Source organism: Cryptosporangium aurantiacum, from assembly GCF_900143005.1.
Taxonomy (GTDB): domain Bacteria; phylum Actinomycetota; class Actinomycetes; order Mycobacteriales; family Cryptosporangiaceae; genus Cryptosporangium; species Cryptosporangium aurantiacum.
In genome coordinates this window covers 80,421-91,778 of sequence record NZ_FRCS01000024.1, presented here as the reverse complement: position 1 = coordinate 91,778, position 11,358 = coordinate 80,421, and the positions used below count along the sequence as shown (strand labels likewise).

Below are 11,358 nucleotides of genomic sequence, written 5' to 3'. Positions count from 1 at the left end.
ACGTCGAAGACCCCTCCTACGCCTTCGCGCTGTCCCGGCTCTCCACCCAGGACCTCCGCTACACCCCCGTCGGAGTGTTCCGCTCCGTCCAGCGATCCACCTACGACACCGAAATGGCCGCCCAACTCACCACCGCCCAAAACCGCGGCGAAGCCAACCTCCAGAAGCTGATCCTCGGCAACGACACCTGGACCGTCGGGTAGGCCCAGGGGTGGGGACACCGGGGGGCCTGCCCACCCATTAGGGTCACCGCGTGACTCTGCGGGACGGGATCCCCCGGTGAAACCTGCACCTGGGACCGGGGACGCCATCCCCGACCACTGCGAGATCGGCATGCCCGACGGCAGTGAGTGTCCGAGCGCCGCCGACGTGAAACTCGCCGACGGTTCCGGCGTCGCGGCCTGGAGCTGCGCCGTGCACGCGGACGAGGTCCTGATCACCGCGCGCGGTGTGTTCATCGCCGGCGACGAGCCCGACGGGCTGGCGGCGTTCCTGGCCGCGCGCGGCCGCCGCACCCAGCGCACCCGTATCGAACCGTCCTAGACCCCGAACACCGACGACGCCTCCCCGGTTGCCCGCTGTCCGCACAGCAAGTCACTGCTTGGTTGCGGTTCCGACGGGGAATGAGTGGGTCAGTTCCTGCGGGCACCAACCCCCCGTCGGGTGCCCCCACCCCAGGAGGTCGCGAGATGCGTATCGGAAGCATTGTGCTGGTGATCTGGTTGCTGATCGGCGTCATCGCGGCAGCCCAACGCGACTACTTCTCCGGCGGCGACGCCACGTGTGCGAAGACCGGCACGGTGATCGTGACGATCATCGCCGGGCCGCTGAACTACTTCGGTCTCAACCCGAAGGTGAAGTGCACGACGCCGCAGCCCTCGAAGTAGTCCGCGACGACGGGGCCGGCGGTGGGATCACCCTTCCGCCGGCCCCGCGTCGTGAGAACGGTACGCAGCTGATCACTGCGATCCGGCAGCCACCAGGGTCGCGGTGAGGGGTTCGAGTTCGGCGACCAGTTCGTCGAGCTCGGCGGGGCTGAGGCCGTCGTACGGCGCGGCGGCGAGCTCGTCGGTGAGAGTTTCGATGCGTTGTTTGGTCTCGCGGCCGGCGTCGGTGAACCGACCGTCGGCATCAACGAGCCCACGCTCGCGCAAGCCGCCCATCACCTCGGCCAGGCGCTTCTTCGGCAGGTGATGGATGCGCCCGAACGACTCCGGCGGGTGGATGCCTTGCTCCAGGGCGCTGAGCACATGAGCCTCCGTGCCGCCGATCCGCGCGCCCACGAGAGCGGCGACGTGCCCGTCGGCGCGGTGCTCGCGCAGCGTGGTGGCCGAGTGCCAGAGCCGGGCGACCGGGTCTGTGGGCACCGGGAGGGTGCGCATCCCGGCGTACATCACCCGTCCCTCGGTGGGGGCGTAACTCGCGGCTTTCGTGGTCAGGTCGGCGGCGCGCACCAGGCCCGGGGAGTCGGCCAGCTCGTCACCGAGGATGCGCCGCAGGGAGGCCGCGCTGCCCCGTTCCCGCGCCGCAACGGACGCCTCGGGCGGGATGGTCTCCCACGCGCTCGGGATGTGCCGCGCGACCTCCCCGTCGGCGAAGCTGTAGAACGCGGCGTGCACGACCTGCGCGGGCACCCGTCCCAGCGGCGCGGCGCGGCTGGCGAAGTAGCCGTCCCAATAGGTGCGGTGGCCGAGCGCGGCCCACTCCTGGTTGCACTCGTCCGCGAAGTAAGTGACCAGGCAGATCGGCTCCAGGAGCTCGAACATACGACGGGCAGTGTGGGTCATGGCGCGGCTCCTTTCTCTGCGCCGTCACCTTGTGACGAACGCTGGGGCCCAGATCCGACAGCCCAGATCCGACAGCCCAGCTGGACGGTCAGGGAATGCGGGCGACGGCCCCGTAGGCGGAGATCTCCCAGGGCTCGGGCAGCGGCAGGTCGGCGGAGTCGTCGCGCCGCCATTCGCTGAGCACCACGACGCCCGGGTCGACGAGTTCCAGGCCGTCGAAGAACCGCGTGAACTGCGCCCGGTCGCGGCACTGACCCTCGTCCTTGACCGCTGACTCCAGCGCCGCGCGACGCGGTTCGGGCAGGTAGTCCCAGGTGTTGTGGCTGATCGCGAGATAGGAACCGGACGGAAGCGCTGAGACCAGCCGCCGCACGATTCCGTGCGGATCCTGCGCGTCCTTGAAGAAGTGCAGCACCGCGATGAGGCTCAGCGCGACGGGCCGGCTGAGGTCGAGGGTCGTCGTCACCTCGTCGCTGCCCAGGATGTCTTCCGGTTCGGCGAGGTCGGCGTCCAGGTACGCGGTACGGCCGTGCGGGCCGCTGGTCAGCAACGCCCGCGCATGCGTCAGCACGATCGGATCGTTGTCCACGTAGACGACTCGGGACTCCGGAGCGATGGCTTGCGCGACCTCGTGCAGATTGGGGGAGGTCGGGATGCCGGTGCCGATGTCCAGGAACTGGCGGATGCCGGCCTCTCGCGCCAGGTAGGCCACCGCCCGGCGCATGAACCAGCGGTTCTCCCGCGCCCACTTCGGAACCAGCGGAGCCAACCGGGCGATCGCGTCCGCGGACTCCCGATCCGCAGCGAAGTTGTCCTTACCGCCCAGCCAGTAGTCGTACCGGCGCGCGGGGTGCGCCGTGGACGTGTCGATGAGCCGCTGAGCGTCTTCTGGCACGTCCTGCTCCTCGATCGGCTAGCCGCGGTCCGCCGATCCTACTGACACCCGCGGGAGCGCCGTCGAGGTTCCGGTGGTGGGCGCCGGCCGGCAGCGCCAGTAGTGTGCGCCTCGCAGGTCGAGAGGAGTGTTCCCGATGTACGTGCCGTCCCATTTCGCAGTTTCTCCGGGCCGCGTCGCCGAGTTGCTCCGGCACGGAGGCTTCGCCCACCTGGTGACGCCGACCGCGGACGGCCTCGTCTCGACGCCGCTCCCTCTGCTCTACGACGACGACGCCGGACGCGGTGGCCACGGAGCGCTGCTCGGGCACGTCGCACGGAACAACCCGCACTGGCGGGATCTGCCGGACACCGAGTCGCTCGCGATCTTCGCCGGACCGGACGCGTACGTGTCACCCGGTTACTACGCGAGCAAACGCGAACACGGCCGAGTGGTGCCGACCTGGAACTACGAGGTGCTGCACGTCCACGGACGGCTGATCGCCCACGACGACGTCGAGTGGCTCCGGGAGCTGGTCACCCGGCTGACCGACGCCCACGAAGCCGGGCGGGACGCGCCGTGGCACGTCACCGATGCGCCGGAGCGGTTCATCGACGGGCAGCTGCGGGCGATCGTCGGCCTGGAACTCGTCATCACCCGGGTCGAGAGCAAGGCCAAGCTCAGCCAGAACCGGCCGGAGGCCGACCAGGAGGGCGTGATCGCCGGGCTCACCACCGCCGGTGAAGTCGCCACCGCAGCGGCGATGCGTGCTCAGGAAGCCCGGAACGTGCGGCGATAGGCGTCCGGCGGCACACCGACCGTGCGGTGGAAGTGGCGTCGCAGCGTCGTGCCGGTTCCGAGGCCGGCGGCGTCCGCGATGCTGTCGATGCTCTGGTCGGTGTTCTCGAGAAGTACCTGCGCGCGGCGGATCCGCTGCGTCGACAGCCACTGCAGCGGCGTCGTGCCGGTCACCGACTTGAAGTGGCGGGCCAGGTTGCGCGAGCTCATGTTCGCCCGGCGCGCGAGGTCCTCGACGGTGAGCGGCCGGTCCAGCCGTTCCATCACCCAGGGGAACAGGTCGGCGAGCGGATGGTCGTCGCGGGCCGGGACCGGCGTCGTCACGAACTGGGCCTGGCCACCGGCGCGATGCGGTGGCACGACCAGGCGGCGGGCGACGGCGTTGGCGACCGTCGAGCCGTGGTCGCGGCGGATCAGGTGCAGGCACAGGTCGATCGCGGCCGCCTTGCCCGCCGACGCGAGCACGGTGCCGTTGTCGACGTAGAGCACGTCCGGGTCGACCGTCACCCGGGGATAGCGGGCGGCCAGCGTGTCGGTGTGGGCCCAGTGGGTCGTCGCACGCAGCCCGTCCAGCACTCCGGCGGCGGCCAGCACGAACGCGCCGGTGCACAGCGAGACCATCCGGGCGCCCGCCGCGTGGGCCGCGCGGACGGCGTCGAGCAGGTCGGGCGGTAGCTCCGCGTCGAGGTCGTCGATCGTCGGGACGATCACGATGTCGGCGCTCGCGAGCCGGTCCCACCCGGCGTCGGGGTCGATCCGGAACCGCCCGGCCCGGACCGGTCCGGGCCCGCAGACGACCAGGTCGTACCAGGGGTCGGCCAGGCCGGTGGGGTCGCGGACGAAGATCTCGCAGACCATTGCGAACTCGAAGTGCAGCATCCCGTCGGTGACCGCCAACGCGACAGTAGTCATGTCCGAAACTGTACGGGAGTTGTCGTTCCAGACACTGTCCCGGGCCGTCCGCCGTCGAGAGGATCTCCTGGAACGGTTCGTCGAGGAGGAACACAATGAGTCAGACCGTGGCGGTATTCGGTGCCTACGGGCACACCGGGCGGTTCGTGGTGGCGGAGTTGCTCGACCGCGGGTTCGTCCCGCTCCTCCTCGGACGGGACGCGGGCAAGCTGCAGACGCTGGCGGCCTCGTACCCGGGGCTCGAGTACCGGGTGGCCTCGGCCGGTGAGCTCGACCGGGCGCTCACCGGAGCGTCCGCGGTCGTCAACACCGCCGGGCCGTTCGCCGCGACCGCGGGCCCGGTGATCGACGCCGCGGTGCGCGCCGGAATCCCGTACGTCGACGTGGCCGCCGAGATCGAGGCCAACGCCGACACGTTCGCCCGGACCGCGGACGTCCCGGTGGTCCCGGCGATGGCGTTCTTCGGCGGGCTCGGCGACTTGCTGGTCACGACCGCGATGGACGAGTGGACGACGGCCGACGAGGTGCACGTCGCGTACGGGCTGAGCAGCTGGCACCCCACGGCCGGGACGCTCGCGGCCGGCGCCGTCTCCCACGACCGGCGGGCGGGCCGGCGCGTCCGCTACCGCGGCGGCCGGCTGGAGTACTACGCCGGTGACCTGCCGACGCTGGAGTGGACCTTCCCCGCGCCCCTGGGCACCCGGAGCGTCCTCGGGGAATTCTCGATGGCCGACATCGTCACGATCCCCAGCCACCTGGCGGTCCCCGAGGTGCGCACGTACATGACCACCGACGCGGCCGCGGACCTGGCCGGTCCGGACACACCCACGCCGGTCCCGGTCGACGAGCTCGGCCGGTCCGCGCAGACGTTCACCGTGGACGTCGTCGTGCGCGCCGGTGACGCGCAACGACGCGCCGTCGCCACCGGTCAGGACATCTACGCGATCAGCGCGCCGCTGGCGGTCGAGGCGCTCGGCCGCATCCTCTCCGGACGGACGCGGACGAGCGGCGTCGCCTCGGCCGGCGCGATGTTCGACGCCCCCGACTTCCTCCGCGCGCTGTCCCGCTACCTCACGGTCGAGTCGGTCGAGGCGGCCCACTCCCGGTAGGGACCGCGGTGCACGGCGGCGTAGACGTCGTCGCGCAGCCGGTTGGCCTGGTCGTCGGTGAGTGCGCCGGTCAACGGCCGCAGGACGAGTCGCAGCAGCACGTTGGACTGGTCGGGGCGGAGGCCCAGCCGCTTCCGTGCACCGGCCGGCAGCTCCGGGTAGCCGGTGACCGCGAGGATCGACACCGACTCCAGCTGTTCGGCGTCCTCCCCCAACGCGCCCCGGACGGTGTCGCCGAGCAGTTCGGCGTCCGGCACCTCGTCGACGACGACCGACAGGTCGCGCCGGATCGCCGGTTGCCGGGACACCGGCCGCCACGGCGCCAGGTCGCGTAGCTGCGCCGCGACGCGCGGATCGTCCGAGCGCAGCACACGAATGTCGTCGATGCCTTTGCGGAGCATCAGCGCCCGGTCGAGCCCCATACCCAGGGCCAGTCCGTTCCAGCGGGTCGGTGCCAGCCCGGCGCGGTCGAGCACGGTGGGCGCGATCAGCCCGCACTCGGCCAGCTCGACCCAGCCGCCGGGCGTCCCGACGTCGACCTGCCACCCGTCGACGGTGTACGGGTGAACGGCGGGCGTCAGCCGGTGGTGCGCGCCCGGCAGGACCGCGCCGACGACACCCGCCACCATCTCCGCGAGGTCGGAACCGGTCTGCGGTGTCGTCGTGACCCGCCACAGGTCGACCTGGTGCGGCGCTCCGACGTGCAGCCGGTCGATGGTGTCCCGGCGGTAGCACAGCCCGGGCAGCGCCAGCAGAACGTCCTCACGAGGAGCGGCCGCCAGCGCACGGAGCGCCGGTGGGATCCCCGCGCTGGTATGGCTGCGCAGCATCACGGTTTCCGCGACGTACCGGCTGTACCGGGCGTCGCGGGTCACCGCGTCCGGGGCGTACCCCAGACGGTCGTAGTTGTCCTCGACGGACACCAGCGGGCGCGGCCGCCGGACGTCGAGCGCGTTTCCCCACGCCGCGGTCAGCGCGGAGAGCACGTCGTCGAGCAGGAGTTGCATCGCGTGCGGCCCGGAGGCCGGGTCGGACAGGTCACGCAGCCGCAGCGCAGCCGCGAGTTCGGAAACGGTGATCACGAGAGTTCCTTCGTCGGGGGGCGGGATCAGATCTCTCCCCCGGCCGTCGACTCTCGTGCGCTACCGGCCGCTCACGGCGCCCGCGCGGCTGAGCGACAGCCGGGGGCGGCGAAAGGAGGCCGGTGAAATCCGCATATCCCGACGATACGACCGCCGGCGAGCGAATTAGCCCCTGACGAACGTCCGCAGCGTCTCGGCGTTGCGCACGGCGTGACCGTGACCGTCGTTGTTGAAGTACGCGTACACCTCGTGGCCGGCCGCGGCCCACTCCCGGAGCCGGTCGGCCCACCAGCAGAGATCGTCGTCCGAGTACGACCCGGCGTAGAGGTGCTCGGTGTCCGGTCCGTGCAGGCGCACGTAGACGAACGGTGCGGTCGCGCGCAGGATGCAGGGCAGCTTCGCGCCGCTCATCACGCAGTACGCCGCCCCGTGCCGCTCCAGCAGCCGGAACACCTCCTCGTCGTGCCAGCTGGGATGCCGCAGCTCAACGGCGGTCGGCACCCAGGACGGCAGGCAACCCAAGAAGTAGTCGAGTCGAGCGTCGTCACGTTGATGGGCGGGATGGGTCTGCACGAGCAGGACCCCGCGCTTGTCACCGAGCTCGTGCCAGCAGGTCGCGATCCGCTCGACCCAGACCTCCGGCTCGAAGAGCCGCTTGGCGTGGGTCAGGCCGCGGGGCGCCTTGACCGTCAGGCGGAAGCCCTCCGGCAGGCGCCGCTGCCAGCCGGCGAACGTCGCGGTCTTCGGCCAGCGGTAGAAGCTCGCGTTCAACTCGACGGTGGAGAACCGCCGCACGTAGTGGGCCAACCGGTCGCGGGTCGGCGTACCCGGTGGGTACAGCACGTGCTCCCAGTGGTCGTAACTCCAGCCCGAGGTCCCGATGTGCACAGGGTCAGGTTGCCCGCGCGGGCTCCTCGGCTACCGTCTGCGGCTGCACGAATCGGACGACGGGTGCGCCGGAGAGCAGAACCGCGGCGGCGCCGAGCAGCGCGACCACCGCGACGCCGAGCACTGGTGCGAACAGGAACGTCCAGCGGTAGAAGTCCGGCAGGCCGCTCACGTACCGGTTCGCGGCCTGGAAACCGGCGACGAGCACCACGAGGCTCGCGGCCGTCACCGCGAGCCCGGCGGCCACCGCCCGAATCCTCCGCCGCCCCGGCCGCACCAGCACCGCGAGCACCGCGACGACCACCGCGAGCACCGCGAGGAACGCACCGAGTGTGACCACGAGCGCGAGGCTGCTGAGGTTCCGCAGGCCGACCTCGGTGCGGCCGTCCGGCGTGCTGTACGGCCACAGCCCCGGCATCAGCAGCACCAGTGGTGCCGCGGCCCCGGCGAGCAGGGCCGCGACCCGCACCCGCCGCGGTCGGTCCCCGCCTGCCGCGGCTTCCGCGCGTCGCACGGTCAGAAACACCAGGGCGACGACGGACGCGAGCACACCGCAGGCCGCGCCCCAGTACTGGTCGACGGTCTGGGGCTGCGGGATGAACCACGCCTCCTCGTACCCGCTGGTGTACTGCCCGGCGCGGTAGTGGCCGACGACCACCAGCACGACCTGGACGGGCAGCAGGCCCCACGCGACCGGCCGCACCGCCGCGATCCGGTCCCGCCACGCGCCGGCCGCGAGGACGGCCAGCACCGCGGCCAGCAGCAGCGACGCGAACCCCAGAGCGAGGACCGTGTCGAGTGCCTCGCTGTACTCGGCGACGTCCTGCGGTGATTCCTCGGTGAACGCGTTGAGCACCCGGTGGCGGCGCCACGCCGCTTCCTCGGCGAACCACCGCACGGAGTAGAGGTGAGCAACGGCCGAGACGGCTAGCGGAACGGTGACGAGAGAGCGACGCACCGCACCAGGTCAGCAGCCGCCCGGCGGCGTCGCCACGATCTGTCAGCTCAACGACCCAGTCTGCTCAACGACCCAGCTGGGAGAGTTTGTCCTTGAACAGGGTCGTCGCGGTTGCGGCCTTGTGCGGCTGACCCTTGAGCCAGGATTCCGCGAACTTCTTCGCCTGCTCGTACCCGACCTTGCCGGGCAGCGGCGGCTCGTTCGGGTTGACGTCGATGTCCACCAGCGCCGCTCCGTCGTACGCGAGTGCCTCGGCGAGCGCGTCCCGGACGTCGCCGGGCTCGGTGACCTTGCGGCCGTAACCACCGCAGGCGGTGGCCCAGGCGGCGAAGTTGCCCTCCGGCGTCGGGTACCGCACGCCGTGCTCGGGGTAACCGAGCACCATCTGCTCCCAGAGGATCTGGCCGAGCGAGTTGTTGTTGTTGATCACGACCTTGACCGGCAGCCGGTGCTGGACGGCGGTGAGGAACTCGGCCATCAGCATCGCGAACCCGCCGTCGCCGAGGTAGGCGATCACCTGACGCCCCGGGTAGGTCAGCTGCAGGGCGTTCGCGTACGGCAGGCCGGGCGCCATCGTCGCGAGGTTGCCGGACAGGTAGAAGCCGCGGTCGCCGCGGATCGTCCAGTGCCGGGCCGCCCAGGTCGCGATCGTGCCGGAGTCGCAGGTGAGGATCGCGTCGTCGGTGGCCAGCTCGGACAGCACGCCGACCGGGTACTGGGGTGCGATCGGGGCTCGCTCCGGGTTCTCCAGCGCGGCCATGTCGTCGCGCCAGTCCCCCATCTTGGATTGGTACTTCTCCAGGTGGGCTCGGTCGGTGCGTCGAGTCACCAGCGGTAGCAGGGCGGCCAGGCTCTCCTTCGCGTCCCCGATCATCGGCACCTCGGTCGGCAGCCGCGCCCCCGCCCGCACCGGGTCCGCTTCGATCTGGACGACCCGCACCTTGCCCGGCTCCGGCAGGTGCTGGGTGTACGGGAAGTTCGTCCCCACCATCAGCAGCGTGTCGCAGTCCTCGGCCAGCTCCTCGCCGGGTTTGGTGCCGAGCAGGCCGATGCCGCCGACCGCGAACTCCGAGTCGTCCGGGATCACGGCCTTGCCGGGCAGTGTCTTGATCACCGGCGCGCCCCACGCGTCCGCCAGCGCGAGTACCTCGGCGCGGGCGTGCAGCGCGCCCGCGCCGGCGAGGATCGCGGGCCGCTCGGCCGCGTTGAGCACCTCGGCCGCCGCGTGGAGGTCCTCCTCGCGGGGGCGTCCGGGCGCGGGAAGGTAGATCGGCGCGGTCGCCGGCGGGTTGGCCGGCGAGACGTGCTGATAGGGGTCGGCGTCCGCGTCCGCGACCTGGACGTCGTTCGGGAACGTCAGGTGCGCGACGCCGCGCCGGGCGTACGCGGTGCGGATCGCGTAGTCAACGACGCCGGGCAGTTGGGTGGGGTTGGAGACCACCAGGTTGTACTCGGCGACGTCGGAGAAGACCTGGTCGAGCGCGACTTCCTGCTGGTAGCCGCTGCCCAGCACGCTGGTCTCCTGCAGGCCGGTGATCGCGAGGACCGGCGCGTGGTCGAGCTTGGCGTCGTAGAGACCGTTGAGCAGGTGGAGGCCGCCCGGGCCGGACGTCGCCAGGCACACGCCGATCTTCCCGGTCGCCTTCGCGTACGCGGTGGCCATGAACGCGGCGGCCTCCTCGTGATGCACGAGGACGAACTTCACCCGATCCGCGTGCCGCCGGAGCCCCTCCATGATCCCGTTGATGCCGTCACCGGGCAGGCCGTAGACGGTGTCCACGCCCCACTCGGCGAGCCGTTCGATCAGTGTCTCCGCTGCGATCCGTCCCATGTCTGGGAGGTAGACGCTGCGGGGCGCGGGAAACGGGTCCCCCGGAACTTTCCGCGGTGACCCGCCCCGCTCGCCGACGCTCGGTGACGCCCAGGGTTTAGGAGGTGTAGTCCTTCGCGGCGGCCTCGAGATCGCGTGCCTGCGCCAGACCGGCCTCGAACGTGTAGATGTTTCCGCTGGTCAGCGGGTACACATGTCCCTTTTGGGCGGCCGGCAGCCGCTTGAACGCGGGCTCGTCGAGGATCTTCTGCACGCTGTTCAGCGGCTTCCCGTTCAGGTCCGTGTCGTAGAAGATGATGTCCTGGTCAGCCAGGTCGGGGATGTTCTCGAGGGCGAGTTCGGCGACGTAACGCTCGGGGTTCGCGGTGTACTTCGCGTTGTACCCGAAGCCGGCCGCGTCGATCCGCTGGTAGGTCAGCGACTTGCTGGTGTCCACCGAGATCGCGGCACCGTCGAACGACCCCAGGGCGGTGACCTTCAGCGAACCGACCTTGCTGCCGTACGCGTCGGCGACCTTCTTCAGCGCGGCGTCGAGGTCCTTCTTCTGCTCGGAGAAGTCGGTGGAGACGCCGGCCAGGTCGGCGATCTTCTCGTAGTTGGCCCACACGTCGGTCGGTTCGGCGATCTTGAGGATCACGGTCGGCGCGACCTGCGACAACTCCTTGTAGTCGATGGTCAGACCGCCGTTGTCCATGCCGAGGATCAGGTCGGGCTTCACCGCGATGACCTTCTCGACGTCGACGCCCTCGAAGCTGCCGACCGTCGGCACCTTGGAGACCTTCGCGTACACGTCGGCGCCGAGCTCTTCTGCGAGGAACTCGTCCTGCAGCGCGCCGACCGGCACCACGCCGATGTCGGCGAGCTCGGAGCCGGTGCGCCAGAGCGCGACGATCCGCTTGGGCTTGGTGGGAACGCCGGTGACGGTGCCGGTGAACGTGTCCTCTACGGTCCGCGTCGTGGCGGCGGACGGCTCGCCGGCACTGTCGGCACCATCGGCGCTGTCGTCGCCGCAGCCGGTCAGCGCCAACGCGACCGCGGTGCCGATGGCGGCCAGCGTCGAGAGACGGGTGTTTCGCATTCGTCTGTCCTCGGGTGGGGTGCCGCTGTGGAGCCGCGGCA

The 11,358-nt window shown here is 71.0% G+C and carries 12 protein-coding genes and 1 pseudogene; 5 read left to right on the top strand and 8 right to left on the bottom strand.

Features of this window, described 5'->3' with window-relative positions:
• The 3 genes and pseudogenes from BUB75_RS46810 to BUB75_RS40395 form a co-directional block, all read left to right on the top strand.
• Nucleotides 1-203 (top strand): annotated as a pseudogene (locus BUB75_RS46810) (2-oxoacid:ferredoxin oxidoreductase subunit beta); the annotation flags it as partial.
• Nucleotides 204-279: 76 nt separating this feature from the next.
• Nucleotides 280-543, top strand: coding sequence for a hypothetical protein (locus BUB75_RS40400; RefSeq protein WP_143175721.1), 264 nt, complete (start codon nt 280-282; stop codon nt 541-543).
• Between the two features lie 146 nt (nt 544-689).
• Entirely contained in the window at nt 690-887 is a 198-nt protein-coding gene (locus tag BUB75_RS40395; RefSeq protein WP_073265462.1) for a hypothetical protein, read from the top strand.
• 72 nt (nt 888-959) lie between these two features.
• Here BUB75_RS40395 and BUB75_RS40390 read toward each other — a convergent pair whose 3' ends face one another.
• Together BUB75_RS40390 and BUB75_RS40385 are read right to left on the bottom strand one after the other, a co-directional pair.
• Complete coding sequence (locus BUB75_RS40390) at nt 960-1,787, bottom strand: SCO6745 family protein (RefSeq protein ID WP_073265460.1); 828 nt, start codon at nt 1,785-1,787, stop codon at nt 960-962.
• Nucleotides 1,788-1,875: 88 nt separating this feature from the next.
• A complete protein-coding gene (locus BUB75_RS40385; RefSeq protein ID WP_218618068.1) occupies nt 1,876-2,682 on the bottom strand; it encodes an SAM-dependent methyltransferase in 807 nt (268 codons plus the stop codon).
• Nucleotides 2,683-2,818: 136 nt separating this feature from the next.
• On the opposite strand from BUB75_RS40385, the gene BUB75_RS40380 reads away from it, so the two are divergent.
• Nucleotides 2,819-3,460: an FMN-binding negative transcriptional regulator gene (locus BUB75_RS40380; RefSeq protein ID WP_073265501.1), complete on the top strand. Its 642-nt coding sequence runs from the start codon at nt 2,819-2,821 to the stop codon at nt 3,458-3,460.
• Here BUB75_RS40380 and BUB75_RS40375 read toward each other — a convergent pair.
• Nucleotides 3,433-4,371 carry a helix-turn-helix domain-containing protein gene (locus tag BUB75_RS40375; protein WP_073265457.1) on the bottom strand — a complete coding sequence of 313 codons (939 nt, stop codon included), beginning with the start codon at nt 4,369-4,371 and terminating at the stop codon, nt 3,433-3,435. The two genes, BUB75_RS40380 and BUB75_RS40375, sit on opposite strands and share 28 nt — an antisense overlap.
• A gap of 95 nt (nt 4,372-4,466) precedes the next feature.
• Here BUB75_RS40375 and BUB75_RS40370 point away from each other — a divergent pair, with 95 nt between their 5' ends.
• Nucleotides 4,467-5,480 (top strand): NAD(P)H-binding protein, encoded by a 1,014-nt coding sequence (locus BUB75_RS40370; protein WP_073265455.1) that lies wholly within the window; start codon nt 4,467-4,469, stop codon nt 5,478-5,480.
• On the opposite strand, the gene srmL is transcribed toward BUB75_RS40370, so the two are convergent.
• The 5 genes from srmL to BUB75_RS40345 form a co-directional block, all read right to left on the bottom strand.
• Complete coding sequence (srmL, locus tag BUB75_RS40365) at nt 5,438-6,562, bottom strand: PheS-related mystery ligase SrmL (RefSeq protein ID WP_073265454.1); 1,125 nt, start codon at nt 6,560-6,562, stop codon at nt 5,438-5,440. The genes BUB75_RS40370 and srmL overlap by 43 nt on opposite strands.
• 165 nt (nt 6,563-6,727) lie before the next feature.
• Nucleotides 6,728-7,450: a DUF72 domain-containing protein gene (locus BUB75_RS40360; protein WP_073265452.1), complete on the bottom strand. Its 723-nt coding sequence runs from the start codon at nt 7,448-7,450 to the stop codon at nt 6,728-6,730.
• A 4-nt stretch (nt 7,451-7,454) separates the two neighbouring features.
• Nucleotides 7,455-8,408: a hypothetical protein gene (locus BUB75_RS40355; RefSeq protein WP_143175720.1), complete on the bottom strand. Its 954-nt coding sequence runs from the start codon at nt 8,406-8,408 to the stop codon at nt 7,455-7,457.
• 64 nt (nt 8,409-8,472) lie between these two features.
• On the bottom strand, nt 8,473-10,239 hold the full coding sequence (locus BUB75_RS40350; RefSeq protein ID WP_073265448.1) for a thiamine pyrophosphate-binding protein: 1,767 nt from the start codon (nt 10,237-10,239) through the stop codon (nt 8,473-8,475).
• Between the two features lie 97 nt (nt 10,240-10,336).
• Nucleotides 10,337-11,317, bottom strand: coding sequence for an ABC transporter substrate-binding protein (locus BUB75_RS40345; protein ID WP_084742342.1), 981 nt, complete (start codon nt 11,315-11,317; stop codon nt 10,337-10,339).
• Nucleotides 11,318-11,358 lie beyond the last annotated feature (41 nt).